Source organism: Stenotrophomonas sp. NA06056 (assembly GCF_013364355.1).
GTDB lineage: Bacteria > Pseudomonadota > Gammaproteobacteria > Xanthomonadales > Xanthomonadaceae > Stenotrophomonas.
Window position 1 is genome coordinate 4,104,402 of record NZ_CP054931.1, and the last position, 26,997, is coordinate 4,131,398.

The following is a 26,997-nucleotide window of genomic DNA, read 5'->3' on the forward strand; positions in this document are numbered from 1 at the left end:
ATGCGGGCCCGCCTTCTCGGGGCTTACCGCAGCCAGTATCCCAACCCGCTCCGGTTCCGCACCGGCCAGATCGTCGAAGTAGGTGTACGTGACGAGGAATGGCCGGCGTTTGCCTGGGTGCGCACCAGTGATGGGCGCGCCGGCTGGGCACCGGTAGCGTGGTTGCAGCTGTTGGACGATGGTCGCGCAGAAGCCCTGCGCGACTATGACGCCCGCGAGCTGGATGTGGAGAACGGCGAGATGGTCAAGCTTCATCACGAACACGGCGGGTGGTGGTGGTCCGAGCGCGCCAATGGCGCGACGGGCTGGTTGCCTGCCCGCGAACTGGAACTGCTGGAAGAGAACTGCAAATGAGCCAGACCAAGAACTTCAACCTGCCCGACCTGGGCGAAGGCCTGCCGGACGCGACCATCGTCGAGTGGTTCGTCAAGGAAGGCGATGTGATCAAGCTGGACGAGCCGCTGGTCTCGATGGAGACCGCCAAGGCCGTTGTCGAAGTGCCCTCGCCGTTCTCCGGCACGGTGCTGAAGCTGTCCGGCGCTGCCGGCGACATCATCCCGACCGGCGCGGTGCTGGCCAGCTTCGCGCTGGACCCGAACCTGCCGCAGCGCGCTGACGGCCAGGACACCGGCCACAGCCACGGCCATGCCGCGCCGGCAGCACCTGCCGCACCGACACCGCCGCCGCTGCCGACCGCAGCCGCCCCGGTAGCTGCTGAAGAAGCCAAGCCGGCCGCCGCCGAGCGTGATGACGCCGGCACCGTGGTTGGCGCGATGCAGAGCTCCAACGCGGTGCATGCCGAACAGGCGCTGGCCGTTGGCGGCGTCAAGGCCGTACCGGCCGTGCGTGCCACCGCGCGCAAGCTGGGCGTGGACCTGAGCCGCGTGCGTGCCACCGGCACCGATGGCGCGGTGACCATGGCCGACGTCAAGCAGGCTGCCGCCGATGGCAGCGCGAAGATCGGCGCCACCCCGGCACCGGTTGCCGCCGCCGCGTATGCCGCGCCGGCCCCGGCGCAGGTGTCTGCCCCGGTGCAGAGCGAAGCGCGTACCCCGCTGTCCGCCGCCGGCAAGCCGATGCGCACCCAGCCGCCGGGCGTGGTCGCCAAGGGCCAGCCGGAACCGCTGAAGGGCGTGCGCCGCAACATGGCCCGCGTCATGGCCGATGCGCACAGCAAGGTCGTGCCGACCACGCTGAACGACGACGCCGACATCCACGCCTGGCTGCCGGGCAACGACGTTACCGCGCGCCTGGTGCGCTCGATCGTGGTCGCCGCGCAGAAGGTGCCGGCGATGAACGCCTGGTTCGACGGTGAAGCGCTGACCCGCACCCTGCACGCGCAGGTGGACATCGGCATCGCCGTGGACACCGACGACGGCCTGTTCGTGCCGGCGCTGCGCAATGCCGACATGCTGGACGCACGCGGCATCCGCGAAGGCGTGAACCGTCTGCGCGAGCAGGTGGAAGCGCGTTCGATCGCCGCTTCGGAACTGAGCGGCTACACCATCTCGCTGTCCAACTTCGGCATGTTCGCCGGCCGCTACGCGACCCCGGTCGTGGTGCCGCCGTGCGTGGCCATCGTCGGTGCCGGTCGTGCCCGCCACCAGATGACCCCGGTGATGGGCGGCGTGGAAGCGCACAAGGTGATCCCGCTGTCGGTAACGTTCGACCACCGCGCTGCCACGGGCGGTGAAGCAGCACGCTTCCTGCGCGCGATGATGGACGACCTGGCACTGGCCAGCTGATCGACGACCTGATCGGTGGGTGCCAACCGTTGGTTGGCACATGAATAGAAAACGCCGGGCACTGCCCGGCGTTTTTTTGCCCGCATCCACGCATGGCGTGGATCTACTTCACGCGGATCAATCGCGCGCCACCAAACCCTCGGCGCGGCTGTAGACACGCAGGCGGTGGCCATCGGGATCGACGCCGACGAAGGTGTGGCCAAACTCCAGCGTCACCGGTGCCTGGGTGATCTGCACGCCCAGCGAGCGCCATGCATCGTGCAACTGCTGCACTTCATCAGGATTGGCGACCACCATCGCCAGCTCGGCGGCGCCTGCCTCCGCGCTCACCGGCGGCTGCACGCCGTCGCGCTGCCACAGGCCCAGTGCGACGCCATCGCCGAGCAGGAACAGGGCGAAGCCGGGTGACTGCTCGACCGGCGCTTTGCCGAGGATGTCGCTGTAGAACGTGGCGCTGGTGGCGACGTCGCGCACGTACTGCAACAGCGTGCTGGGCTTGAACATGGGGAACCTCCGTTGTTGGGAGCGCCCATCATTGCCCTGCCCTGCTGACAGTTCCTGTCAGCAGCATCGAGCCTGCTCACGCCCTGGCTCTGGTAGATGTCGAGCTTGCTCGACTGCTCTCCGCGAAGATCAGAAGCAGTCGAGCAAGCTCGACATCTACCGAGAGCGGAGAGCAAAGAGCAAAAGCAGTCGAGCAAGCTCGACCTCTACCAAAGGCGCTACGTCACGAGCGATCCAGCCAATCCGGGGCGATGCCCTGCGCCTTCTGCCAGCGCCGTAGCAAGGTGGCGCGCGGCACAAGATAGTGATCCGGCAGTGCGCGCACTTGGCGGATACGGTCCAGGCGGAAATGGCGGAAATCCTCGCGGCCCTCGCACCACGCAGCCAGCATCGGCACTTCATCGAAGTACCCCAGTGCGAACGGCCAGACCACGCGCTCGCTGCGCCGCCCCTGCGCATCTTCATAGGCGAACTGCAGCCGCTGCTGCGTGCCCACCGCTTCGCGCACGGCCTGCAGGCGCGCCGGTGGCACCGTTGCCGCCGTACGCGACGGGCCCACGCGCAGGCCGCTGTCACGCAGTGCTTCACGTCGCGCCGCAGGCAGCACATGGGCGATGCGCGCCAACGCATCGCGTGCGGCCTCGGCCAACGCCGGTTCGGTACGCGCCGCCACCCAGCGCAGGCCCAGCACCAGCGCGTCGATCTCGGCCGGTGGCAACGTCAACGGCGGCAGCACGTCGCCCGGTTCCAACTGATAGCCGACACCGGCTTCCCCGCGCAGGTCGGCGCCCTGCTCGCGCAGTGTTTCGATGTCGCGGTACAGCGTACGCAGGCTGATGCCCAGCTCATCGGCCAGTGCCTGCCCGACCACTGCCCGGCGGTGGCGGCGCAGCACCTGCAGCAACTGGGTCAGGCGCAGCGCACGCGACATCAGTCCACCAGGTCTTTCGAGGCCACCACGTGCTCGCCCGGCGCTGGCGCCAGTGCCGCGTTCACCAGCGCCCGCGCGATATGCGTAGCAGGGTTGATACGCCACGCACGCGGCAGCACCGGCCGCAGCGCGCCCAGCACCTGCAGAGCGAGCTGTTCACCGCGACGCGCCTGTGGGCGGTGGCCGCCGATCAGGCCCGGCCGGACCAGGGTCAGTGAAGCGAAGCCCAGCGCACGCAGATCGCGCTCCAGTTCGCCCTTTACCCGGCTGTAGAAGATGGACGAACCCGGATTGGCCCCCGCCGCCGAATTCAGTACGAAGGCACGGGCGCCCTGAGTCCTGGCCAGGCGGGCGAAGGCGAGTGGGTAGTCGTGGTCGATCCGGTAGAAAGCCTCGCGGCTTCCCGCCTGGGCCATGGTGCTGCCCAACGCGCACACCACCGCATCCACCGGTGCCCAGCCCGGCGCATCCGGCAGCTGATCGAAGTCCAGCACCGGCGCATGCAGTTTCGGGTCGCGCAGGGCCAGCGGCCGCCGGGTCGGTGCCACCACAGCGCGACAGCGCGGGTCGTCCAGCAGCATCGGCAGGGCCAGCCCACCCACCAGCCCCGTCGCCCCCAGCAGCATCACACGCATACCCACCTCCACTGCGGCATCCTGTCGCCCATCCTATCGGTTCAAGCCATCGCCGGTTGCGCCGATATGCTGTGACCAGTCCCCTGCCACCCCAGGATTTGCTCCATGACGGACCAGCCCGACCCCCGCCCTGCCCCCGGTACCGCCATCGGGTCGCCTGCGCGCGTGCGCGCGGTGGCTGATGACGGGCGCGGCGATCGGGTGGTACTGCAGGGCGGTAGCGGCGTGGCGTTGCAGCAGCTGTTTGCCGGGGCCGATGCGCCCGAGCCGCTGCTGGCCGCCTTTGCCAATGGCATGGCCACCCTGCCCGGCGAGCTGGGCGACATGGGTGATCGCCTGCAATCGGCACAGGCCAGTGCCGACTGGCCGCGTTATGGCCGGGCAATGCGGCAACTGATCGACAAATACATCCGCACCATCGACCAGCACTCGCCCGATGGCCAGCCCGACAGCCTGCGCCTGTCCGAACAGCTGCGCTTGCTGCTGGGTGGCGCGATGGTGGCGCTGCTGCAGCACGATCCTGATCTGCGCGATCAGGCACAGGCGCTGGCCGGGCGCCTGCGCCAGTGGCAGCCGGGCGCGGCACTGGAGCCGATCGAACAAGGTGCGCGCGAGCTGGGTCACCAGATCGGCGTGCGCGCCGAAAGCTGGCAGGAACAACAGGCACTGCTGCTGGAGTTGTTCGCACTGCTGCTGGAGAACGTCAGCGAGCTGCTGGATGACCGCAGCTGGCTGCAGGGTCAGATCGCAGCCGTGCGCCAGCTGCTGGCCGGGCCGCTGGAAGCCGAATCGGTCGAGCGCACCCGCGCCGAGCTGCGCGAAGTGATCTACAAGCAGGGCCTGCTGCGGCAGGGAATCGACGATTCGAAAGCGGCCATGCGCGGGTTGATGGGCGAGTTCATCGAGCGCATGGACGGCATGGCTGCCAGCACCGGGGAATACCACGATCGCATCGGCAGCTACGCGCTGCAGCTGCGCGAGGCCCGCAGCATCGCCGACCTCAACCACCTGCTGCAGGAAGTGATGCAGGACACCGGCAAGGTGCAGCTGCAGGCCGCGCAGGCGCGCGATCATCTGGCCAGCGCGCGGCAGGAAGTGGAGCGCGCCGAGCAGCGTATCAACCAGCTGGAACAGGATCTGCGCGCAGCCGGCGATCTGGCGCGTATCGACCCGCTGACCCAGGCCCTGAACCGGCGGGGCCTGGATGAACTGCTGCAACGCGAACTGGCCCGCGCCGCACGCAACAGTTCGCCGCTGGGGCTGGCGGTGATCGACCTGGATGATTTCCACCAGACCAACGACGAACACGGCCACGCCGGCGGCGACGCACTGCTGCAGCACCTGGTGGCGGTATGCCGCCTGCTGCTGCGTGCCACCGATGGCATCGCCCGGCTGGGCGGCGACGAGTTCGTGCTGGTACTTCCGGAAACCCCCGGCGCGGACAGCATGGCCACCGTGCAGCGCCTGCAGCGTTCACTGGCACATCGCGTGCTGACCGTGCAGGACCGGCGGGTACCGGTGCATTTCAGTGCGGGGCTTTCGCAATGGCAGCCGGGAGACGATGCCGATACGTTGCTGCGGCGCGCCGATGACGCCCTGTATGTGGCCAAGCGCGAAGGCAAGAACCGGGTGCACGCCGGGTAGTAGACCGCGTAGCGACTCTGTAGCGCCCGAGCCCATGCCCGGGCGGCGGCGCGCAGCGCCGTAGAGCAGCCGAGCGTGGGCTCGGCTCTACAGCTTATTTCCCGCGCAGCTTCTGCACGCCGGTCACCACCGCCAGCACGATCGCACCGGCGATGATGCCGACCACCATGTTGCCCAGCGCGTTGACCAGCCAGCCCCATTGGCCTTCGCCGCCGAGCGCCTGCACAGCGTGGTGCAGCGCCGGCACGTTGTGTACCAGGATGCCGCCACCGACCAGGAACATCGCTGCGGTACCGGCCACCGACAGGAACTTCATCAACCACGGTGCAGACACCAGCAGGCCGCGACCGACCGCCGCCAGCGCTGCGCCCTTGCGCGACAGGTACAGGCCCAGGTCGTCCAGCTTGACGATGCCTGCAACCAGTCCATAGACAAACACGGTCATCGCCAGCGCGATCACCACCAGGGTAGTGACCTGGTTGATGAACGACGCCGTGGCGACCACACCCAGCGACAGCACGATGATCTCGGCCGAAAGGATGAAGTCGGTGCGGATCGCGCCCTTCACCTTGTCCTTCTCCCACGCGACCATGTCCACCTGCGCATCGGCCAGCGCCTTGCGCCGCTCGGCCTGGTGTTCGGCGTCCTCGTCGGCGGAATGCAGGAAACGGTGCGCCAGCTTCTCCACGCCCTCGAAGCACAGGAAGGCGCCGCCGATCATCATCAGCGGCACGATCAGCGGCACGTTCCAGCCACGGCTGTGCAGCCAGGCTTCCAGCGCGCTGATCGCCAGCGCAGCCGGCACCAGGATCACCTTGTTCACCAGCGAGCCCTTGGCCACCGCCCACACCACCGGCAGTTCCCGGTTGGCGTTGACGCCGGTCACCTGCTGCGCGTTCAGCGCCAGGTCGTCGCCCAGCACACCGGCGGTCTTCTTGGCGGCGACCTTGGTCAGCACCGAGACGTCGTCGAGCAGGGAGGCGATATCGTCGAGCAGGGCAAACAGGCTGGCACCGGCCATGGGGGATCCAGTAAAGGGAATGAGCGGATTCTGACCGATACCGGGGCGGCTGCGGTAGCGGTTGGATTCACCGCATGCCTACCGCCCCCCGGCGACACTGCGAAATCCGGTAGTGCCGGCCGCTGGCTGGCAACCGCGCAGTTCCGGACATTGCCGGCCAGCGCCCGGCACTACCTGTCCTAGTCGCATGGGAGTTCCGCTTGAGCAATCCGCCCACCGCCAATGGCAATCCCCCGCTGGTCAAAGGCATGAACCGGCGCAGCCAGATCCTGCGCCTGTTGATGCGCTACCGCCATTCCGGCGTGTTCTCCGGCATGAACCTGGACGCTGCCGGCAGCCACACCGATGTGCCGCCCGACGGCAATCCCGAGCAGTTCGTCAGTGACCTGGAAGCGCTGGGGCCGACCTTCGTCAAGCTTGGGCAGATGCTGTCCACCCGCCCGGACATGGTGCCGGTGGAGTTCGCCACCGCGCTGGAGCGGATGCAGGAGAAAGTGGCCGAGATCCCGGTCGAACGCATCCACGCCATCGTCGAGCAGGAACTGGGTGCACCGGTGAACAAGCTGTTCGCCGCGTTCGACGCACAGCCGCTGGGCTGCGCATCCATTGCCCAGGTGCATCGGGCGGTGCTGCATGACGGCCGCGAGGTGGCGGTGAAAGTGCAGAAGCCCGAAGTAGCTGCACAGCTGCGTTCAGACCTTGAAGTGCTGCGCAGCTTCGCCCTGGCCGCCGACCATCTGACCCAGATCGGTCGCCGCGTGCGCCTGCGCGACTGGCTCAATGAATTCGCCAAGACGCTGATGCAGGAGCTGGACTACCACGCCGAGGCCGAGAACCTGTCGCGCTTCGGTCGGCATCTGAAGCCGTTCCGACGCCTGTGGATTCCGCAGCCGCTGTGGGATTACAGCAGCCATCGCGTACTGACCATGGAACTGGCTACCGGCGTGCGCGTGGATGCCATCCCCGATGTGCGCCGCACCGAACAGGCGATGGACCCGCTGGCGGCCGCGCTGATCCGCGGCTATCTGGACCAGATCTTCGTGCACGGCGAAATCCACGCCGACCCGCATCCCGGCAACCTGCGGGTGATGCCCGATGGACGCCTGGCGATCTTCGACCTGGGCATGGTCGCGCACATGCCGCCGCGCCTTCGCGAGCGACTGCTGAAGATCCTGTTCGCCGCCGTCGATGGCCGTGGAGAGGAGGTGGCCGACGACCTGATCAGCATCAGCACGCGGCTGGAAGCGTTCGATGAAGAACGTTACCTGCGCGAGACCGGTCAGCTGATCGCCCGCTATGCCGCCAGCGCGAACTTCTCCGAAGGACGTGTGGTGCTGGACATGGTGCGCATCGCTACCTCGTCAGGATTGCGCACGCCGCCGGAGCTGAGCCTGCTGGGCAAAGCGCTGCTCAACCTTGAAACCGTGTGCCGATTGCTCGCACCGGATCTGGATACGCGCCGCATCGTCGAGCGCCAGTTGCAGCACGTGATGCGCGCGCGCCTGAAGAAGTCGCTGTCGGCTGCCAACCTGGCCAGCGAGGCAATGGAACTGCAGCAACTGCTGCGCGACGGGCCGCGCAAACTGTCAGACATCATGGCGCTGCTGGCCGAGAACCGCCTGCAGATGAAGGTGACCGGCCTGGAAGAATCGCGACTGATGGAGAACCTGCAGAAGATCGCCAACCGCGTGGCTGCCGGCATCATCAGCGCGGCGTTGATCATGGCCGCGGCGATGATGATGAAGATCGATACCGACTGGCATGTGTTCGGCTATCCGGCCATCGCACTCGTGCTGCTGTTGATCGGCGTGGTGCTTGGTCTTGGCATCGTGACCAGTGCGTTGCTGTTCGATCGGCGAGCACGTGCGCGCGAGGAACGCGGGCACCGGTAGCACTGATGTTCTCTCGTATCCACGCATGGCGTGGATCTACTGAATCAGCGTATTCATGCGATTTTTAATGCAATCGAGCGTGAGTTTTCACGCTCGACTTACGTTCGCGGCGTGATATCGCGCGCACGATTTCAACAAACATTTCAGTCAGGTTCGTGCATGCACTATCGGGTCATCGGCCTGTCATGCAGATGTGCTTGCAGCAGCGCCGGTCGGATGGACACGCGTCGGTACGACGTCCATCGCCACCCCGTCACTGCCGAAGCTGCCTATGCTCTGGATTCTGCTGCTGTCGCTGTTGCTGCTGTCCTGGTTGTTCCTCGCGTCCGCAAAGTGGGTGTGGTGGAAAGCCGGTCTGTTCTCGCTGTTGCTGCTGGCGCTCAGTGCGTGGTGGCTGATCGACAAGCTGTCCGGCGACGGACTCAACGCCGCCACCCTGTATCACCTGGGTGCGGACATGGAAGGCGCTGGTGTCGCCGACTTCAAGGGCTATATCGCCGGCTTCATCGTGCTGGCGGCAGTGTCGCTGCTGCCGTTGTTTGCCACGCGGGTGAAGCGCTGGCGCCGTCCCACAGCCGGTGGTGCATGGTTTGCCGGTTTCGCCGCGCTGTGGGTGGCCACGATCATGATCAGCCCACTGGCACGCGATGGCCAACGCCTTTACCAGCAGCTGCGCCCGGTGGATTTCGCCCGTATCGCCCCCGAATACCAGGTGCCCACGCAGGCCCTGCAGCGCCCGCGCAACATCGTGTGGATCTACGGCGAAAGCCTGGAGCGCACCTATCTGGATGAGGCCGTGTTTCCCGGCCTGATGCCCAATCTCAACCGCTTGGCCGCCAAGTCACTCGATGTCCGCGGGCTGGCCTCGGCCGAGGGTGGCGGCTGGACCATCGCCGGCCTGGTGTCATCGATGTGCGGCGTACCGCTGACCACCTCGCAGGGCGATGAGAACAGCATGGACCGGATGGGCAGCTTCCTGCCCAAGGCCGTGTGCCTGGGCGACTACCTGAAGCAGCAGGGCTACACCAACCACTACCTGGGCGGTGCCAACGGCCAGTTCGCCGGCAAGGGCCAGTTCCTGGCCAGCCATGGCTTCGATGAAGTGCATGACCTGGCGTGGTTCAAACAGCAGAAGAAGATCGGCCGCATCCATTACTCCGCGTGGGGCGTGCATGACGACGTGCTGCTGGACACGGCCTATCAGCGCTTCGAGCAGCTGTCGCGGCAGGACGCGCCGTTCATGCTTACCACGTTGACCATGGACACGCACCACCCGGCCGGGCATCTGCCGGTGGCCTGCAAGGGCGAGCGCTACCAGAGCCAGTACGGCAACATCGGCATGCTCAATGCCCTGAAGTGCACCGACCGCCTGATCTCGCAGCTGGTCGAGCGCATCCTGGCCAGCCCCTATGGCAAGGACACGCTGATCGTGATTGCCTCCGATCACCTGGCCATGCCCAATGACCTCAGCCATATCCTGACCAAGCAGAAGCGCGAAAACCTGCTGCTGTTCCTCGGTGACGGCGTGACCCCGCGCCAGCTGGCGGCCGAAGACGGCTCGACGCTGGATTCCGGTGCCACCCTGCTCAGCCTGCTCGATCCGAACCTGCAGACGATGGGCTTTGGCCGTTCGCTGCTGGATGACAAGCGCGCGCCGAGTGCCAGCGCCGCCGCACGCCGCGATGGCGGCCGTGACTACCCGCAGTACCTGGCCTTCGCGCGCTCGCTGTGGCTGGGTGAACCGACCCGGCAGCTGAAGATCGACGGCGATGACCAGGTGGTGGTGGGCCTGCAGCACGTGCAGCCGCCGGTGCTGCTGGAGTACGACAAGGACTGGGACCTGAAATCGGTGTACCTGGAAAACACCTCGCGCCAGTTCGACGACGCCGACCCGGACAACACGCTGGCCTATGTCGATCGCTGCACCGCGTTCGAGGATGGCTCGGCCGACGGCGACTGGTGCGCGCTGCTGGTGAACCGCGACAACGGCATCAAGCTGTACCGCGATGGCGAGCTACGCAACGGCATCGGCGTGGATGCCCCGCTGGATGCGTTCCAAGGTCCCCGCCCCAGCGTGCGCCAGGCGCACATGATCACGCAGAAGGGCCGCCGTACCCGTGCCGGCCAGTACATGCTGCAGTTGGTGGCCAGCACGCGGCCCGATCGCGGGTTCTGGATCGAAGCGGTGTCCTCGCAGCGCAAGGTGGTGCTGGCCCAGCAGTGGGTGCAGCCCGATGCCGATGGCAAGATCAACGTGTCGTTCGGTCTCGACCACGAAGTGGACGACCTGGAGATCCGCGCGTGGTTGAACCACGCCGAGAAGCTGGCGGTAGATACGTTCGCACTGGTGCCCTCGCGCGGGCGGCCGCGGGGGTAAAGGGGGTTCGGCAGGGCTGCGCCCTGCACCTGCCGAGGCTGAAGCAAAAGCAACGGCCAAATCGGCTCTGGGTTGTCTGTGGTTGGGCGGGGCGGTGTGGGTGTGCAGGACACGCCGTAAACCCATCCCTGGGGGCTCGATGGCGCCATCCATGGCGCCAACGGTCCTGCACACCCACACCGCCCCACCCCCGACAGTTTCCCGGTGACGGTTGGTGGTAGATCCACGCCATGCGTGGATGAATGTCCATCGAAATCGAATATCTCGACAATTGATCGAAAAACATCCACGCATGGCGTGGATCTACGTGTCGACCAAGGTCGACACCCACCAAGAGCACGCCATGCCATTCCGACAGATCGCGGGAATCTGTCGAAGGCGGGGTGGGTCCGGTTGCGGGGGTGTCCGCGGCATGGATGCCGCGGCCAAGCCCCCAAGGATGGGTTTACGGCGTCCCCCGCAACCGGACCCACCCCGCCAAACCACGGATAGCCAGCTTTTGCTGTTGCTCCGGCTTTTGCCGTTGCCGTTGCCTCTGCGGGTGCAGGGCGCAGCCCTGCCGCCCCACCCTCTTACTGCTCTGGATCGCGGGTGATGTGGATGTCGGTCGGCGTGGACAGCGGAATGTTCCGCTCGGCCAGGATCTGCAGCAGGCTGAAATACAGATCGCTGCGCGTGCCATACACCTGCCGCGGGCTGGCCACGTAGGCGAAGCTGTTGATGCTGATCTGGCCACCGGCAATGCTGTCGATATAGACCGACGGCGCCGGCTGCTGCAGTACCGAGGTGTGGGCACCGTAGGCATCCAGCAGCGCCTGTCGCAGGCTCGCGACGTCGGTACTGGTCGGCACCGCGAACTGGATCTGGATGCGGCCCTGGTTGTTGCCCATCGTCATGTTGCGGATGGTCTTGGTGATCAGCTCCGAGTTCGGCACGATCAGCGTGGACTTGTCGCTCACCTGGATCTCGGTCGAACGCACGTTGATGCGCTTGATGTCACCTTCCTGGTCACCCAGCTTCACCCAGTCGCCGATCTTCACCGGGCGCTCGGTCAGCAGGATCAGGCCGGAGACGAAGTTCTGGATGATCGCCTGCAGGCCAAAACCAATACCCACCGAGAGCGCGCTGACCAGCAGCGCCAGGTTCTTCAGGTTCAGGCCCATCGCGGTCAGCGCCCACAGGCCCACCAGGATGATGCCGACGTAGCCGGCGATGGTGCTGATCGAATTGCGCGCGCCCAGGTCCAGTTCGGTCTTGGGCAGGTAGGTGTCGGTCAGCCAGCGCTGCAGCAGCTGGGTCAGGCCGATGCCCACCAGCAGTACCAGCACGCCGGTGACGATGCGGCCCGGCTGCAGCGTCAGGTCCTTGTTGATCACGATGCCGTTGGCCAGCGATGCAACGCGCTCGACCACCGAGCCGATATTGCCGAACGGCGCGGCCAGCGCCAGCAGCGCGAACAACACCACGAACGTGCGCAGCAGCGCCGACAACAGCACGCCCGCCTGTTCCAGCTTGGACACGCTGAGGCCGGTGCTGAGCAGGATGGTCTGGCCAACCTTGCTGTCGGCATTGAGCAGCCAGGTGGAGAAATCATCGACAAACTTGAACAGCAGCGTTGCCGCCAGCACCACGATGCTGCCGCCGATCAGCTGCTGGTTCACGAACTTTGCGAAGTTCACATAGCCCATCAGGGTGGCGACAATCGCGGCCACCACGGCGATGTTGCCGGCGACCCGTGCCAGCACCAGCCAGCTGCTGCGCCGTACCGGAACGGCCGCGCCCTGGCCGTCGGCCTGCGCTTCCAGCTTTGCCTCGGCCTCGGCGGTCTGGCGCCGATGCAGGCGTGCCAGGGTCACCAGCATGGCCATGATCAGACCCAGATAGGTCAAGGCGATCACGCCGTCCACTGCCACCGTGGTGACATCGCTGGTGCGGGTGGCACGATCGATGGCTACCAGCACCGTACTCAGCCAGGCCAGGGCAGCAGCACCCCAAGCGTACTTGCGCAGTTTCAGCGCGGCGGTGTCATCCAGGTTCAGCAGCCGCCACGAGGGTCGCTTGGGCACCAGCAGGCAGGCACTGAGCGCGGAAATGAAGGCCGCAGCGAAGGTCGCTGCCTGTATGCCTTCGGCCACGCTCTGCAGTCGCGGCGGAATCGCGCCGATGGCATCCAGTGAAGCCACCAGCACCACCACGGCGTAGCCGGGCAGCAGGGTACCCACCAACAGCAGCCACATGGCCAGGCCGGAGCGGCGCAGGCGGCCGTCGGGCGCTCGCTCGGATGCAGCGAAGCGGCGCCCCAGCGCGCGCAGCCACAGGCGCAGCGGGAACATCATCACCAAGGCCGCCGCCAGCCCCAGCAGCAACGTGCCCCAGCCATGGGTGGCAATGGCCGTGGTCAACGCCGCACGGCCCTGCTGGGCCAACGGCATGACGCGGGCGATGTCGTTTGGCAACTGATCGGCCACCTGTTGCCACAGCGCCGGTGACAGCGGCGAGGCGACCTTGCGCCCCAGTTCCTCGGTGCGCTGCGCGTTGCGCTGTTTGTCGATGTCCGCGCTCAGCTGCTGTGCACGCACGGCATTGGACTTGGCCTGGGCAATCGATGCCACCAGGGCATCGCGCTGGCGGGTCAGCGTGCGCCGCTGCGCGGCCAGCTCCGGCGGTTCCGTGGTGTCCTTGGGCGCATCGCCCAGCTGCGCCAGTTGCTCGTTGAGCTGGTCCAGCTGCGGCTGCAGGGTCTTTTCCAGCGCCTCGGCATCGCGCTTGGCCTGTGATGCAGTTTCCGAAAGCGTGCCCAGCGTTTCGGTGGCCTCGGCGTCCACGCGCTTGCGTGCAACATCCTTCAGCGTGCTGTCGATCTGCGCCAGCTGCTGCTTCGGTGTGGGGTCGTCATCCTGGGCCAGCGCCGGCACGGCCAGCAGCAGCGTGCAACACAACAGCAGGCCCAACCACGGACCACGCACCAGGATCGTTCGGAAGAAAGAAGACACGCCAGCCACACCGGTTCACGCGGACCACCGCGCCTGCGCGCGACTATACGGCAGGCGCCGTAAACGGCGGATGCGCAGGCGCTGGCCGCTGGTTACGGCTCAATACTTCAGCCGCAGTTCTTCCACCTGTGGCTGCTGCAGCGCGTACCAGTCCTGGAATTCTTCCTCGGTGATCTCGTCCGGTGCGTACACCGCGATCGGGTGCCAGTCATGGTCGGTCGGCAACGGCTGGCGCGGCCCGGCGCGCAGGCTGTAGGCCACGCCTTCGTAGTCCACCAGGTCGTCGACCTGCGGCCACTGCTCGCGGGCGAACTGGGTTTCACTCTTCAACAGGATCACCTGGTACATCGGCACCTCCACTGCGGTTGGATCGGAAAAACGCGGCGCTGGCGGAAGCATACCGCTGCGCCGATGACGGCACGCGCTCCGCCGCGGCGACGGAACGTTCTGGACATGACCCTCGCCCCGGCTTCACCCGCCCGTGGCAGTGCCCTCGTCATCGTGGAGGTCCTCTCCTGCCACGCCTGACAATGACCGACCTGCCGCCCCTGAAGACCGTCACCGACCTCAAGCTGCCCCGCTACCTGGGCACCTGGTACGAGATCGCCCGCCTGCCGATGCGCCACGAACCGGAGGGCTGCACCGACGTATCGGCGCATTACACCCTGCTCGACAACGGCAACGTGGGTGTCACCAACCGCTGCCGCATGGACGGCGAGGTCGAGGAAGCCACCGGCGAGGCCTGCGCGATCGACAACGACAGCGCGCGGCTGGAAGTCAGCTTCCTGCCCAAGGGCCTGCGCTGGCTGCCCTTCGCCAAGGGTGACTACTGGGTGATGCAGGTGGCGCCGGACTACAGCGTTGCCCTGGTCGGCAGCCCGGACCGCAAGTACCTGTGGCTGCTGGCGCGTGAGCCGCGGCTGGATGCCACCGTGCAGGAACATTATCTGGCAGCCGCACGCCTGCAGGGCTTCGATCTGTCCGAACTGATCCAGACCCCGCATACCGGCCACCCCACTGCCTGAGCACCAACGCGCATGGACCTGAAGAGTGGATACCCGTGGTGGGCGGTGCGCAACGGCCTGATCCAGGCCTTCCCGCCGCTGGAGCAGGATCTGCACTGCGATGTGCTGGTGGTCGGTGGCGGCATCACCGGCGCGCTGATCGCCGATGAGTTGTCTGCCCATGGGCACGACGTGGCGGTGATCGAGCAGCGTGACATCGGCTGGGGCAGCACCGCAGCCAGTACCGCGTTGCTGCAGTACGAAATCGACACCCACCTGCTGGAGCTGGCCGCGCAGTATGGCAACGACGCTGCGGCGCTGGCTTACCGGGCATGCGCCGATGCGATCCCGGCCCTGCGCCAGGTGGCACGCGGCCTGAAGGACGTGGATTTCAAGCAGATGGACAGCCTGTACCTGGCCAGTCGCCGCCGTGACGTACCGCGGCTGATGGCCGAAGGCGAGGCCCGCCGTGGCATCGGCCTGGATGCGCGCTGGCTGGACCGGGAAGCGCTGCAGGAACGTTTCAGCGTCGATGCCGGCGGTGCGCTGTTGACCCGTCAGGCGGCGCGCGTGGATCCGTACCGTCTGGCCTATGGCCTGCTCGAGCGTGTGTGCAAGCGCGGCGGCGTGGTGCATGACCGCACCGTGCTGCATGCCCTCACCCCCAGCGCGCGCGGCGTGACCGCACGCACCGAATCCGGAGTGCAGATCCGTGCCCGCCACGTGGTGCTGGCGATGGGCTATGCCAACCAGCAATGGCTGGACCCGCGCGTGGCACGCAACCGCAGCAGCTATGCCTTCATCACCGACCCGATCAACGCCGACGAGCTGGGCTGGCTGCAGCGCACCATGGTGTGGGAGAGCGCGCGCCCCTACCTGTACCTGCGCGCCACCGGCGACCGGCGGCTGCTGGTGGGCGGGCTGGACGACGCCATCGATGTTCCCGCCCGCCGCGATGGCCGGGTGGAAAGCAAGGCCCGCAAACTGATGAAGCAGCTAATGCAGTGGTTCCCGCACCTGCAGCCGACCCCGGCGTTTTCGTGGGCGGGCACCTTTGCCGAGACCGCCGACGGCCTGCCGTTTTTCGGGCCGCATGCGCAATGGGGCCCGCGGGTGCAGTTCGCCATGGCCTACGGTGGCAACGGCATCACCTATTCCATGATCGGCGCCGGGCTGCTGCGGGCGGGGGTCGAGCGGCGCAAGCATCCACTGGCGGGGCTGTTCGGGTTCGGGCGGCTGTAACGTGCAGCCAGGCATGGCCTGGCTCTACCGCAATCGGCGGGCGACAGGCATCATTCAAGCAACGCCTGCTAGCGTCGGCCTGTACCGCCGCGTGCTGCGCGGCCCCTCTCCATTGGAGCGCCGTCATGATCCGCCCCCTGACCCTGCTGCTGTGCCTGGCCGCCCTGCCCGGAACTGCCCTGGCGCAGTCCGCTGCCGGTGCCACCGCGCCGCAGGCTTCCGGCCTGGACCTGTCCGTGCCGCAGACGCCGATCCGCTATCTCAACGATCCGGCGCTGCAACAGGATCCGCCGGGCACGTTCTACGGCGACAAGACCGGCCCACGCGTGAACGGCGACGGCAGGATCGCCGATGTGACGGATGACAAGGTCAAGGTGTCCGGCAGTTTCACCACCGGCATCGGCTACGCCAAGAATTACGGCAACACCCACTACAACGCCGCCACGCTCAACCTCAGCAAGAACTACACCAACGATGAAGGCAAGACCCGCGGGGTCAACGTCAACATCCACGTGAGCGAAGGCAAAGGCCCGGGCTTCTTCGGGCCGTATGGTGGCGGCGGTTACTACGGGGGTGGCCCCGGCTATTGGGACTACCCACCGCCCTACGGCTGGTAACCCACGCCCCTGCAGAGCCGAGCCCATGCTCGGCTGCGGCCGGCTGCAGCGCCGAGCATGGGCTCGACGCTACATGGATGAGCATCAATCCAGCCAGCCATCACGCTCGCTGTGCAGGATGCGGCCGTCATACCCACTCAGGCGCACGTCCACGCGCTGATTGCGGGCATTGCGGGCTTCCAGCGACCACGTCGCACCGTCGCGTTCCAGCGAATGGATCTCACGCAGGCCCTGCGACTGCGCCTTGGCCAGCACCTGCTCAGTGCTCAGCAGTGCGCGGCTATCGTGCTCGTCGAAGATCTCGCCGGTCTTCGGGTCCACATACACCTCACTGAAGCGACCGTCGGCGCGGCTGACATCGGCTTCCCACAGGCCATCATCGCGCTCGATCTCATGGATCTGGGTGTAACCGGCCTTGCGCAGGGTCTGTTCGACCTGGGCCATGCCCAGCGGTGCCGCCTGGGCAGCGGGAGCAATGGCAAGCGCAACGACGGTGGCGAGGGTGAGCGACTTCAACATGGGGGTTCTCCTGTTCGGTGCCGGACCATCCCGGCAACGCCACGATGCATGGCGTGGTTAACAGCGGCTTAGCCAGCGCTGTTAGCCAACCGTTAGTCGGTGGCGGCACACTCGCGCCTGTTCCCCATTCCCCATCACCCGCGTGCCCATCCTCTCTTCCCTGTCCCTGCTGCTGGCCCTGGCCAGCGCCCCGACCGCCACCGGCCCTGCCCAGGACCCGGCGCAGCAGGTTGCGCGCCGGGCCGTGCAGCAGGGCCGCTACGTGCCGCTGGAAAGCGTGGTGCGCGATGCGCTCAAGCGCCACCCCGGCCAGCTGCTGGAAGTGGAGCTTGACGACGGCGTGTACGAAGTGGAGATCCTGCGCGCCGACGGCGTGGTGGTGGAGCTGGACTATGATGCGCGCAACGGCAGGCTGCTGAAGACGGAGCTGGACGACTGATGCGCATCCTGTTGGCCGAAGACGATGCCGCATTGGCCGAGCGCCTGCAGCCGCTGCTGGAACAGGCCGGTTACGTGGTCGACGTGGTGGCCGATGGTCGCCAGGCCGAGGAGATCGGCCAGGTGGAAGACCTGCAGGCGGCGATTGTCGATCTGGGCCTGCCCGGGCTGGATGGCCTGAGCGTGATCGAGCGTTGGCGTGGCAATGGCCGCGACTTCCCGGTGCTGGTGCTGACCGCACGCGGGCGCTGGCACGACAAGCTGGCCGGCTTTGATGCCGGCGCCGACGACTACCTGACCAAACCCTTCCAGGCCGACGAACTGGTGCTGCGCCTGCGCGCGCTGATCCGTCGCAGCCATGGCCATGCCAGCCCACGCCTGCAGTGCGGCCCGCTGCAGCTGGACGTCAATGCCGGGCGCTTCGACCTGGACGGCCAGGCACTGGCGCTGAGCCCGCAGGAATTCCGCCTGCTCAGCTACTTCATCCACCACAATGGCCAGGTGATCGGCCGCGACCGCCTGGGTGAGCACGTATTCGATGGCGGCCACGATCCCGATTCGAATGCACTGGACGTGCTGCTGGGCCGCGTGCGCCGCAAGCTTGGCACCGATCTGATCCAGACCGTACGCGGCCAGGGCTGGCGGTTGGCCGCGCCGTGAGCCCGCAACCGTCACTGCGACGCCGGCTGCTGCTGGCCGGTGGCATCGGCCTGCTGCTGGTCTCGGCACTGGCCAGTGCGCTGCTGGGCGAACTGTTCAAGCGCAGCGCGCGCGACCGCCTGGACAACGAACTGCAGCAGGACATGCTGACCCTGCTGGCGCAGGCCGAGATCGATGCCGACGGCCAGCTGCAGTTGCGGCAGGAACCCAACGACGCGCGCTTCCAGCGCGTGTTCTCCGGCGCCTACTGGCAGATCGCCGATGGCAGCGGCAAGGTGCTGCTGCAGTCGCGTTCGTTGTGGGACGAGACGTTGCCCGTGGCCGCCAATGGCGCAGCCGAACGCAATCTTCCTGGCCCGCTGCAGCAGTCGCTGCGCGCACGGGTGCAGCCGGTGCGCCTGCCCCGCGCGACCCAACCCTATGTCGCCGTGGTCGCCACCGACCGCAGTGCATTGGACGCGGACGTCGCCGCGTTCCGCCAACGCAGCGCGATGGCGCTGGCGGTGCTGGTTGCCGCGTGGCTGGCGGTGTTGGCCAGCCAGGTGCATTTCGGCCTGCGCCCGCTGCAGCGTCTCGGTGCGCAGCTGGAACGTGTGCGCCGCGGCGATGCACAGCGCATCGATACGGCGGGACTGGGCGCTGAAATCGCGCCGCTGGGCGACGAACTCAATGCGCTGCTGGACCACCAGCAACGAATGGTGGCGCGCGCGCGTACCAGTGCACAGGATCTGGCGCATGCGCTGAAGACACCTTTGAGCGTGCTTGCCGCCGAAGCTGATGGTGAAGGCCGCGAGTGGCGCACCACGCTGCGCGAGCAGGGCGCGCGCATGCAGGCCAGCGTTGATCGCTATCTTGCCGCCGGGCTGACCGCCGATCATCGCGAGCGCACACCGGTGGCAGCGGTGGCGCAGGCGATGTGCAGGCTGATGGCACGCGTGCATGGCGAGCGCGCGTTGCAGTTCCAGGCCGAGGGCATTGCTACCGATCTGCAGTTCGCCGGTGCCAGTGCCGATCTGGAAGAGATGCTTGGCAACCTGCTCGACAATGCCGGCAAGTGGGCACAGCAGGACGTGACAGTGACGGCGCGTGCGGACGAAGGGCAGTTGCGCATCGACGTGCGCGATGACGGCCCGGGTCTGGCAGCCGAGGCGCTGGCGCAGGTCACCCAGCGCGGCGTGCGGTTGGATGAGCGCGAAAGCAGCAGCGGCCTGGGGTTGGCGATCGTCGGCGATATCGCCGCCAGTTATGGCGGGCGGCTGGCGTTGGAGAACGCGCATCCGGGATTGCGTGCCACGTTGTGGTTGCCGGGCATCGTCAAGCAATAGATCGACCTGGATGCGCCGTTGTAGAGCCGAGCCCATGCTCGGCTCGGGGCAGTGCGAAGCGCAGCCGAGCGTGGGCTCGGCTCTACAGGCAGCGCGAAGAGCGCCGACCAAGGTCGGCATCTACCAGAGCAGGTGTTCGCTGCAAATCAGCGGTGGTGCATCCACCAGCAATCAATCGCGTCCAGCGCGATGTGGATCATCAAACCAATCCCCACCAACCGCGTCTTCTTCGGTACGCACAGGCCCGCATACACGGCAATCGCCGGTGCGGTATGCAGCGGGTGGAAGCCGATGCTGCAGCGGTTCGGGGCATAGATCGGATCGGCCAGCAGATGGTCCAGGTCGATGATCCAGCCCAGCAGCAGCAACAGCCACGCCGACGCAAAGCGCTTGCGCCAGAACAGCCATGCCAGCAGGGCTGGCACGGCGGCATGCAGGAACAGATGGAAGATCGCGCGGGCGCTCATCGGGGGCTGGGGTGACGGCACGGGGCCGTCACCCGGCGCATCAGACCAGCGGTTCGTCGGACAAGTAGGTATAACCGGTCAGGCCCGCTTCCAGCGCTTCGGACAGTTCCTGCGCGCGCTCCGGCGACAGCTCGGCGGCGGCCACGCGCTGCGCATACGCCGCACGCAGGTCATCCAGCTTGTAGCCCACGTAGTCCAGCATCACGTCGGTGGTGTCGCCGCGGCGCTGCTGGGTGATGGCGTAGCCATCGGCATCGGCCAGCACTTCCACCGCGTCGGTATCACCGAACAGGTTGTGGATGTCGCCGAGGATTTCCTGGTAGGCACCGACCATGAAGAAACCGATCCGGTAGCTTTCGCCATGCTTGATCGCGTGCAGCGGCAGCGAGCTGTCCAGGCTTTCGTTCTCGACATAGGTCTTGACCATGCCGTCGGAATCGCAGGTCATGTCGGCGATGATGCCGCGGCGGTCCGGCGTTTCGTTCAGGCGCTCGATCGGCACGATCGGGAACACCTGGTCGATCGCCCACGCATCGGGAATCGACTCGAACACGCTGAAGTTGACGAAATACTTGTCGACCAGGCGCTCGTTCAGTTCATCCAGCGCCGGGCGATGGCTCTTCTCGTCGTAGCTCAGGCGCGCACGCACACCGTGGGCGATGGCATAGAACAGATCGTCGATGCGCGCACGCTGCGGCAGGTCGATCTGGCCCAGCGCATAGCTGGACAGGCCTTCGGCATGGAAGTGCTGCGCTTCCTGGAACAGCTCCACCGCCGGACGCACGTCCAGCTCTTCGTGGATCTCACGCAGGTGGCGGATCGAGGCCGGCTCGTCGTCGTGCTGGTCCGGCACGCGGCCTTCCTGCGCCTGTTCCACTTCGGACACATTGGCGATCAGCACCGCGTGGTGCGCGGTCATCGCGCGGCCGCACTCGGTGACGATGCGCGGCGGGGTCAGGCCGTGTTCTTCGCAGGCATTGGCCAGCGGCTGCACGATGTTGCTGGCGTACGAATTCAGGCCGTAGTTGATCGAGCAGAAGCTGCGCGAGCGGGTGCCTTCGTAGTCAACGCCCAGGCCGCCGCCCACGTCGACGTGGGTGATCTTCGCACCCAGCTGTGACAGCTCGACGAAATAGCGGGTGGCTTCGCGCATGCCGTTGGCGATGTCGCGCACGTTGGAGATCTGCGAGCCCATGTGGAAATGCAGCAGGCTCAGGCAGTCGGCATATTCGGTATCGCGCAGCGACTTCCACAGGTCCAGCAGCTGGCGCGGGGACAAGCCGAACTTGGCCTTGTCGCCACCGCTGTTCTGCCACTTGCCGGCGCCCAGCGAGGCCAGGCGCATGCGCACGCCCAGGCCTGGCTTCACGTCCAGCGCCTTGGACTCTTCCAGCACCAGCTTCAGCTCGGACGGCTTCTCGATGACGATGAAGGTCTGCAGGCCCAGCTTGCGGCCGATCAGGGCCAAGCGGATGTACTCGCGGTCCTTGTAGCCGTTGCAGACGATCAGGCCACCCGGGCGCGACAGCGCCAGCACGGCCATCAGTTCCGGCTTGCTGCCCGCTTCCAGGCCGAAGCCTTCACCGTGGTGGCTGGCCAGGGTGCCGGCCACGCCACGGTGCTGGTTGACCTTGATCGGGTACACGGCGGTGTAGCCGCCCGGGTAGTCCCAATCCTGCTGGGCCTGGGCGAACGCCGCCTGCAGCTTGCCCAGGCGCTGGCCGAGGATGTCCGGGAAGCGCACCAGCAGCGGCAGCTTGGCCCCAGCCGCGCGCGCGGCATCCACCACCTTGGGCAGCGACACCACCGGGCCGTCCGCCCCGGTCGGTCTCACCACCATGTGCCCGGCCTGATCCACGTCGAAATAGCCATCCGCCCAGTGCGGGATCGAGTAGGTCTTGCGGGCTTGGTCGAGGGACCAATCGGTCATTGCAGTCGGCCTTGTGGCAAATAAAAGGGGGGGCATGATAACGCCTATATGCCCACAGGTTCGTTATCATGCGCGCCCGCGCCCGTGGCAGGTTCCAACCTGAACGGGCCGATCCGTCCGGATGCGTGGCACCCCGCCTTCAGCCCGGCTCCATCCCCTCCGAACAGGAATGCATTCCCATGACTGACAACAGCAACTGGTACATCGAACACTTCGAGCGCACCGGCTCGGCCATCGGCTACCGCATCACCGGCAAGCTGGACGAAGTGCAGTCGCCGTTCCAGAAGATCGAGATCTTCCAGACCACCGACTGGGGCAACCTGATGACCATCGACGGGGCCATCATGCTGACCAGCAAGGACAACTTCTTCTACCACGAGATGATCAGCCACCCGGTGCTGTTCACCCACGCCGCGCCCAAGCGCGTGGTGATCATCGGCGGCGGCGACTGCGGCACCCTGCGCGAAGTGCTCAAGCACAAGGGCGTGGAGAGCGTGACCCAGTGCGACATCGACGAGCAGGTCACCGTGATGGCGCGCAAGCACTTCCCGGAACTGTGCGATGCCAACAACGACCCGCGCGCCGAGCTGATGTTCGATGACGGCGTGGCCTACATGGCCAACTGCCCGGCCGGCAGCGTGGACGTGGTGATCGTCGATTCGACCGATCCGGTCGGCCCGGGCGAAGGCCTGTTCAACAAGGCGTTCTACGAGAGCTGCTTCAAGGCCCTGAAGGACGACGGCATCCTGGTGCAGCAGTCCGAGTCGCCGCTGATGCAGCTGGAGCTGATCAACGAAATGCGTACCGAGATGGGCAAGGCCGGCTTCGGCTCGTTCAAGACCCTGCCGTTCCCGCAGCCGTGCTACCCCACCGGCTGGTGGAGCGTGACCCTGGCGCGCAAGGGCGACAGCAGCTTCGACTTCCGCCAGGCCGATTCGGCCGCCAAGACCTTCGACACCCTGTACTACACCGCCGCGCTGCACACCGGCGTGCTGGTGACCCCGCCGTTCGTGAAGGCGGCGCTGAAGTAAGGCGTGTCGACCAACGGTCGGCACCTACCGGGGTTGAGGCGTGCCAACCAAGGTTGGCACCTACCAACAAAAAACCCGCGCTGGCGACAGCGCTGGTTTTTGCTTTCTGTAGAGCCGAGCCCACGCTCGGCTGCTCTTCGGACAGGTTGCGGTAGACCAAGCCGAGCATAGGCTCGGCTCTACACGCTACCCCGCCAAGTCCGGCGGCGGTTCGCTCAGAGCGCCCAGATACCGGCGATCACCGCCACCACCAGGCCCCACTTGATCAGCTGGTAGGCCACCACGCTGCGCTCGCGCAGTGCCTTGGCCTTCAGCCGCACCTTGTACACGCTGCCGAAGGCCTTGTTGACGCCACCGGTCGGGTCGCCCGGCAGGTTCGGCGATGCCCCACCGGCCAGCAGCGTGGACGCCACCAGGCGGTTGAACAAGCCCGGCAGGCCGAAGCGCAGCGGGCGGGCGATATCGCAGAACAGGATCACCCGGTCATCGGGCGTCTCGTTGTGCGCATGGTGGATGTAGGTCTCGTCGAACATCATCCACTCGCCGTCGCGCCAGCTCTTCTTGATGCCGTCCACTTCGATGTAGCAGGCATCGTTGTTGGGCGTGGCCAGGCCCAGGTGCAGGCGCAGCGAACCGGCGAACGGATCGCGGTGCGGGCGCAGCTCGCTGCCCGACGGCAGCTGCGCGAACATCGCCGCGCGCACGTCCGGCAGCGATTCCAGCAGCGCGGTGGTCTTGGGGCACATCGCCTTGGCCGACGGGTGCGAGGGGCCGTACCACTTCAGGTAGAAGCGCTTCCAGCCGCGGCGGAAGAACGAATTGAAGCCGGCATCGTTGAACGTGCTGGAGGCCGCGATCGCCTGTGCATCGCGCAGTGCCAGCGCCTCGTCGCGGATCATCTGCCAGTTCTGCCGCAACGGCTCCAGCTGCGGGAATTCCTTGCCCGGGTCCAGGAACGGCGTGGTCGGCACCTTCGAGAACATATACATGACCACGTTGATCGGGGCCATGAAGCTGGAGTGGTCCAGCAGCTGGCGCGACCAGCGCGCACGGACCTTTCCACGGAAGTGGATGTACAGCACGCAGGACACAAAGAGCGCCGCAAGTACGATTTTGATGATCAAAACACTTTCCTCCAGCACGCGCCGGACAGGGAAACAGGGCGATGCGGCCGCAGGGCCAGCATCAGTGGGGGAACGCGGCAGAAGACGGGGACGTGCCGGGTGGGTGCGGCCGCCGATGTCGCGATTAACAGCTTATGGTCGGCAGGCCGTGCGCCGGGGTCAAGCCGGGCGTGCGGGACAGTCAGTGCCGCGTTACTGAACAGGTGGCCTACACTGCCTCGATGCCGTTGCCCCAGACCGATCCCTACCCCGCCCTGAGCGCACGCTACGGCGACTTTTTCGCCCTGCCCGCACAGGCCGCGGCGCCACGCAGCGAGCTCTTTGGCTGGGGCGGCAGCCGGCTGCGAATGGACCGGCATGGACCCGCCGACGCCGGCCTGACCGTGCTGCTGGTGCATGGCGCCGGCGGCTACGGGCGGATGTTCGCGCCGCTGGCGGCAGAGCTGGCCGCGGCCGGGCACGAGGTGCTGGCGCCGGATCTGCCCGGCTATGGGCTCAGCCCCGCGCCCTGGCAGCAGGTGGACTACGGCAGCTGGAAACAGGCGCTGCTGGCGCTGATTCACGCCGAACACCAGCGGCGGCCGCGACCGTTCGTGCTGCTTGGCGCCAGCATCGGCGGCTACCTGGCCTATCTGGTGGCGGCCGAATCACCGTGGGTGCGTGGCCTGGCCGTCACGACCCTGGCCGACCCGCGCGATCCGGTGGTGCAGGCAGCGCTGGTCCGCCAGCCGTGGATGCGCGCCCTGCTGCCGGGGCTGCGCCCGCTCAGCCGACTGACCCGCGGCCTGCGCGTACCCGTGCGCTGGTTCACCCACATGCAACGGATGTCGCGCAATCCAGAACTGACCGCGCTGGTCTGCGCCGACCCGCTGGGGGGCGGCAACCGGGTGCCGTTGGGGCTGATGGCATCGCTGTTTGATACCACCCCGGCCATGGAGCCCGAACGCTTCACCCGCTGCCCGGTGCTGATGGTGCACCCCGCCTGCGACGACTGGACGCCGGTGGCGATCAGCGACCGCTTCTACCAGCGGCTGGCCGCGCCGAAGCAGCGGGTGCTGCTGGACGAATGTGGCCATTTCCCCATCGAGCAGCCGGGGCTGGACCAGCTGCGCGACGCACTGCTGCCGTTCGTTGCGCGCATTGCTGGGCTTGACGCTACGGCAAGTGGCTGATTTCAATGGCTCCGCACGGAAGTGAGACAGAATTGTCCGAATGTATGTGACGAACTGTTCCAGTCACGACACCGACATTTTTCCGACAAATCGTGGAATAGCGAACTCGCCGGTACTAAAATTGGCTTAACGAAAGTTTAGCCAGTTTCCCCAGTCGTACCGGTTCGCTTGACGCTTCAGCGCCGCCCACCGGGTCGCCCGAGACCCCAGATGATCCCTTCCATTACCCCCTCCCCGTCCTGCGGCGATGACGTCGTGGCGCCGCTGCTGCTCAAGCGCGGTGAACGCTTCCTCGCCCCCGATGTCTACCGCACCTGCCTGGACGGCCGTCCGGCGGTGGTGAAGGACTACTCCCGCTACCGCGGCACCCCGGTGTCGCCGATCGCCCGGCTGATGGTGCGCCGCGAGGCGCGCATGCTGGAGCGCCTGGGCGGCTGGAAGCACGCCCCGGCCCTGCTCGGCACCCTCGGTGGCCTGGCGCTGGGCATGGAATTCATCCCCGGCCAGACCCTGAGCACCGCGCAGGCGGTGGGCAATGAAGTGTTCGAGCAGCTGCAGCTCGCACTCAGCCGCCTGCATGCCGCCGGCATCACCCACAACGACCTGCACGGCACCAACGTGGTGGTCAGCGCCGGCGTGCCGGTGCTGCTGGACTTCACCTCGGCCTGGCGCGTACCGCGCTGGCTGCGCCGCAACCCGCTGAGCCGGCAGCTGAGCCGCAGCGACATGAAGAACCTGCTGAAGATGCGCCAGCGCGTCACCGGCCAAGCGCCAAGTGCAGCGCAGGCCGCGCTGGTGGCCGACCCCGGTTGGGTAGCGGCCGTGCGCCAAGGCTGGAAGCGGTTCTACAAATGGGCCAAGAGGCGGTAGAGGTCGAGCTTGCTCGACCGCTTTTCTGTAGAGCCGAGCCCACGCTCGGCTGCTCTTTGCATCAGCCGAGCGTGGGCTCGGCTCTACAACAAAAACGACTTACAACGCGTCCGCGTCCAGCTCACCAGTACGAATACGCACCACGCTGCCCAGGTCGTACACAAACACCTTGCCATCGCCGATCTTGCCGGTGCCCGCCGCCTTCACGATGGCTTCCACCACCACGTCCACCTGATCGTCGGTCACCGCCACTTCCAGCTTCACCTTCGGCAGGAAGTCGACCACGTACTCGGCGCCGCGGTACAGCTCGGTATGGCCCTTCTGGCGACCGAAGCCCTTCACTTCCGTCACCGTGATCCCGGTAACCCCGCGCTCGGCCAGCGCTTCGCGCACGTCGTCGAGCTTGAACGGCTTGATCACCGCCATGACCATCTTCATCGTCTATCTCCTGTATTCCGGCGTGGAGGATAGCGCCTGAACGCGGCCGGTGCGAAACCCGCAGCGCCTGTCCGGCAGCCCGGGGCCAGCAGTATCCTTACTGCCGAACAGCCGTGGCCGCGCCGGATGCGCAGCCCCCCCCCCACGGAGCACCCCATGATCGACCTGAACCAAATCGATGACCTCGCCCGTCGCCTCAGCGACCTGGTGCCGCCGGGCCTGCGCGAATCGCGCGAGGAACTACAGGCAACCTTCAAGAGCGCACTGCAGGCAGGGCTGGCCAAGCTGGACCTGGTGACGCGCGAGGAATTTGAAGTGCAGCGCGCGGTGTTGTTGAAGACCCGCGAGAAGCTGGATGCGCTGGAAACAGCGGTGCGCGAGCTGGAGCAGCGCCGCACGAACGCGGAGTGAGCCCTCT

General features: G+C 66.7%; 25 protein-coding genes and 1 pseudogene. 15 read left to right on the top strand and 11 right to left on the bottom strand.

Annotated features, from left to right (window positions below):
- Positions 1 to 354, top strand: a complete 354-nt coding sequence (locus HUT07_RS18605) for an SH3 domain-containing protein (RefSeq protein ID WP_025874583.1) — start codon at positions 1 to 3, stop codon at positions 352 to 354.
- Complete coding sequence (locus tag HUT07_RS18610) at positions 351 to 1,745, top strand: dihydrolipoamide acetyltransferase family protein (protein ID WP_176022152.1); 1,395 nt, start codon at positions 351 to 353, stop codon at positions 1,743 to 1,745. Before HUT07_RS18605 ends, HUT07_RS18610 begins: the two co-directional genes overlap by 4 nt.
- Before the next feature lie 117 nt (positions 1,746 to 1,862).
- Here the strand turns inward: HUT07_RS18610 and HUT07_RS18615 are convergent, their stop codons facing one another.
- From HUT07_RS18615 to HUT07_RS18625, 3 genes are all read right to left on the bottom strand, one after another.
- Complete coding sequence (locus tag HUT07_RS18615) at positions 1,863 to 2,249, bottom strand: VOC family protein (RefSeq protein ID WP_176022153.1); 387 nt, start codon at positions 2,247 to 2,249, stop codon at positions 1,863 to 1,865.
- Positions 2,250 to 2,472: 223 nt separating this feature from the next.
- On the bottom strand, positions 2,473 to 3,180 hold the full coding sequence (locus HUT07_RS18620; RefSeq protein ID WP_176022154.1) for a YafY family protein: 708 nt from the start codon (positions 3,178 to 3,180) through the stop codon (positions 2,473 to 2,475).
- A complete protein-coding gene (locus HUT07_RS18625) occupies positions 3,180 to 3,815 on the bottom strand; it encodes an NAD-dependent dehydratase (protein ID WP_176022155.1) in 636 nt (211 codons plus the stop codon). The genes HUT07_RS18620 and HUT07_RS18625 overlap by 1 nt, the downstream gene beginning before the upstream one ends.
- 105 nt (positions 3,816 to 3,920) lie before the next feature.
- On the opposite strand from HUT07_RS18625, the gene HUT07_RS18630 reads away from it, so the two are divergent.
- The gene (locus tag HUT07_RS18630; protein ID WP_176022156.1) at positions 3,921 to 5,459 is read left to right on the top strand and encodes a GGDEF domain-containing protein; all 1,539 of its coding nucleotides are present in this window, start codon (positions 3,921 to 3,923) and stop codon (positions 5,457 to 5,459) included.
- Between the two features lie 94 nt (positions 5,460 to 5,553).
- Here HUT07_RS18630 and HUT07_RS18635 read toward each other — a convergent pair whose 3' ends face one another.
- Positions 5,554 to 6,480: a DUF808 domain-containing protein gene (locus tag HUT07_RS18635; RefSeq protein ID WP_176022157.1), complete on the bottom strand. Its 927-nt coding sequence runs from the start codon at positions 6,478 to 6,480 to the stop codon at positions 5,554 to 5,556.
- Between the two features lie 236 nt (positions 6,481 to 6,716).
- On the opposite strand from HUT07_RS18635, the pseudogene HUT07_RS18640 reads away from it, so the two are divergent.
- Positions 6,717 to 8,372, top strand: a pseudogene (locus tag HUT07_RS18640) (AarF/UbiB family protein); the annotation flags it as partial.
- Positions 8,373 to 8,643: 271 nt separating this feature from the next.
- The gene (locus HUT07_RS18645) at positions 8,644 to 10,749 is read left to right on the top strand and encodes a phosphoglycerol transferase I (protein ID WP_176022159.1); all 2,106 of its coding nucleotides are present in this window, start codon (positions 8,644 to 8,646) and stop codon (positions 10,747 to 10,749) included.
- Positions 10,750 to 11,321: 572 nt separating this feature from the next.
- Here HUT07_RS18645 and HUT07_RS18650 read toward each other — a convergent pair.
- Both HUT07_RS18650 and HUT07_RS18655 read right to left on the bottom strand, forming a co-directional pair.
- Positions 11,322 to 13,751 (bottom strand): DUF3772 domain-containing protein, encoded by a 2,430-nt coding sequence (locus HUT07_RS18650; RefSeq protein ID WP_176022160.1) that lies wholly within the window; start codon positions 13,749 to 13,751, stop codon positions 11,322 to 11,324.
- 90 nt (positions 13,752 to 13,841) lie between these two features.
- Entirely contained in the window at positions 13,842 to 14,090 is a 249-nt protein-coding gene (locus HUT07_RS18655) for a hypothetical protein (protein WP_176022161.1), read from the bottom strand.
- 182 nt (positions 14,091 to 14,272) lie between these two features.
- Between HUT07_RS18655 and HUT07_RS18660 the strand changes: the two genes are divergently transcribed.
- The 3 genes from HUT07_RS18660 to HUT07_RS18670 all read left to right on the top strand — a co-directional run bounded on the left by HUT07_RS18660 (position 14,273) and on the right by HUT07_RS18670 (position 16,605).
- Positions 14,273 to 14,767: a lipocalin family protein gene (locus HUT07_RS18660; RefSeq protein WP_176022162.1), complete on the top strand. Its 495-nt coding sequence runs from the start codon at positions 14,273 to 14,275 to the stop codon at positions 14,765 to 14,767.
- A 12-nt stretch (positions 14,768 to 14,779) separates the two neighbouring features.
- Entirely contained in the window at positions 14,780 to 15,988 is a 1,209-nt protein-coding gene (locus tag HUT07_RS18665; RefSeq protein WP_176022163.1) for an FAD-dependent oxidoreductase, read from the top strand.
- A gap of 125 nt (positions 15,989 to 16,113) precedes the next feature.
- Positions 16,114 to 16,605 carry a hypothetical protein gene (locus HUT07_RS18670; protein WP_100462142.1) on the top strand — a complete coding sequence of 164 codons (492 nt, stop codon included), beginning with the start codon at positions 16,114 to 16,116 and terminating at the stop codon, positions 16,603 to 16,605.
- Between the two features lie 84 nt (positions 16,606 to 16,689).
- On the opposite strand, the gene HUT07_RS18675 is transcribed toward HUT07_RS18670, so the two are convergent.
- Positions 16,690 to 17,124 (bottom strand): PepSY domain-containing protein, encoded by a 435-nt coding sequence (locus tag HUT07_RS18675; protein WP_176022164.1) that lies wholly within the window; start codon positions 17,122 to 17,124, stop codon positions 16,690 to 16,692.
- Between the two features lie 148 nt (positions 17,125 to 17,272).
- Between HUT07_RS18675 and HUT07_RS18680 the strand changes: the two genes are divergently transcribed.
- From HUT07_RS18680 to HUT07_RS18690, 3 genes are read left to right on the top strand one after another with little or no spacing between them, the layout of a single operon-like run.
- Positions 17,273 to 17,563 (top strand): PepSY domain-containing protein, encoded by a 291-nt coding sequence (locus HUT07_RS18680; RefSeq protein ID WP_089238156.1) that lies wholly within the window; start codon positions 17,273 to 17,275, stop codon positions 17,561 to 17,563.
- Positions 17,563 to 18,222 (top strand): response regulator transcription factor, encoded by a 660-nt coding sequence (locus tag HUT07_RS18685; RefSeq protein WP_176022165.1) that lies wholly within the window; start codon positions 17,563 to 17,565, stop codon positions 18,220 to 18,222. Before HUT07_RS18680 ends, HUT07_RS18685 begins: the two co-directional genes overlap by 1 nt.
- Positions 18,219 to 19,547 (top strand): HAMP domain-containing sensor histidine kinase, encoded by a 1,329-nt coding sequence (locus HUT07_RS18690; protein ID WP_176022166.1) that lies wholly within the window; start codon positions 18,219 to 18,221, stop codon positions 19,545 to 19,547. Before HUT07_RS18685 ends, HUT07_RS18690 begins: the two co-directional genes overlap by 4 nt.
- Positions 19,548 to 19,693: 146 nt before the next feature.
- Here HUT07_RS18690 and HUT07_RS18695 read toward each other — a convergent pair whose 3' ends face one another.
- Together HUT07_RS18695 and speA are read right to left on the bottom strand one after the other, a co-directional pair.
- A complete protein-coding gene (locus HUT07_RS18695; protein WP_079223965.1) occupies positions 19,694 to 20,014 on the bottom strand; it encodes a DUF6122 family protein in 321 nt (106 codons plus the stop codon).
- 40 nt (positions 20,015 to 20,054) lie between these two features.
- Positions 20,055 to 21,944, bottom strand: a complete 1,890-nt coding sequence (gene speA, locus HUT07_RS18700) for an arginine decarboxylase (protein ID WP_176022167.1) — start codon at positions 21,942 to 21,944, stop codon at positions 20,055 to 20,057.
- Between the two features lie 179 nt (positions 21,945 to 22,123).
- Between speA and speE the strand changes: the two genes are divergently transcribed.
- Positions 22,124 to 22,975 (top strand): polyamine aminopropyltransferase, encoded by an 852-nt coding sequence (gene speE / locus HUT07_RS18705; RefSeq protein ID WP_176022168.1) that lies wholly within the window; start codon positions 22,124 to 22,126, stop codon positions 22,973 to 22,975.
- A gap of 215 nt (positions 22,976 to 23,190) precedes the next feature.
- On the opposite strand, the gene HUT07_RS18710 is transcribed toward speE, so the two are convergent.
- Complete coding sequence (locus tag HUT07_RS18710) at positions 23,191 to 24,096, bottom strand: aspartyl/asparaginyl beta-hydroxylase domain-containing protein (RefSeq protein ID WP_033832595.1); 906 nt, start codon at positions 24,094 to 24,096, stop codon at positions 23,191 to 23,193.
- Positions 24,097 to 24,320: 224 nt separating this feature from the next.
- Between HUT07_RS18710 and HUT07_RS18715 the strand changes: the two genes are divergently transcribed.
- Together HUT07_RS18715 and HUT07_RS18720 are read left to right on the top strand one after the other, a co-directional pair.
- Positions 24,321 to 25,271 carry an alpha/beta hydrolase gene (locus tag HUT07_RS18715; protein ID WP_176022169.1) on the top strand — a complete coding sequence of 317 codons (951 nt, stop codon included), beginning with the start codon at positions 24,321 to 24,323 and terminating at the stop codon, positions 25,269 to 25,271.
- A 210-nt stretch (positions 25,272 to 25,481) separates the two neighbouring features.
- The gene (locus HUT07_RS18720; protein WP_176022170.1) at positions 25,482 to 26,141 is read left to right on the top strand and encodes an RIO1 family regulatory kinase/ATPase; all 660 of its coding nucleotides are present in this window, start codon (positions 25,482 to 25,484) and stop codon (positions 26,139 to 26,141) included.
- A gap of 99 nt (positions 26,142 to 26,240) precedes the next feature.
- On the opposite strand, the gene HUT07_RS18725 is transcribed toward HUT07_RS18720, so the two are convergent.
- Positions 26,241 to 26,579, bottom strand: a complete 339-nt coding sequence (locus HUT07_RS18725; protein WP_025874559.1) for a P-II family nitrogen regulator — start codon at positions 26,577 to 26,579, stop codon at positions 26,241 to 26,243.
- Between the two features lie 156 nt (positions 26,580 to 26,735).
- On the opposite strand from HUT07_RS18725, the gene HUT07_RS18730 reads away from it, so the two are divergent.
- On the top strand, positions 26,736 to 26,990 hold the full coding sequence (locus HUT07_RS18730; RefSeq protein ID WP_176022171.1) for an accessory factor UbiK family protein: 255 nt from the start codon (positions 26,736 to 26,738) through the stop codon (positions 26,988 to 26,990).
- Positions 26,991 to 26,997: the final 7 nt, after the last annotated feature.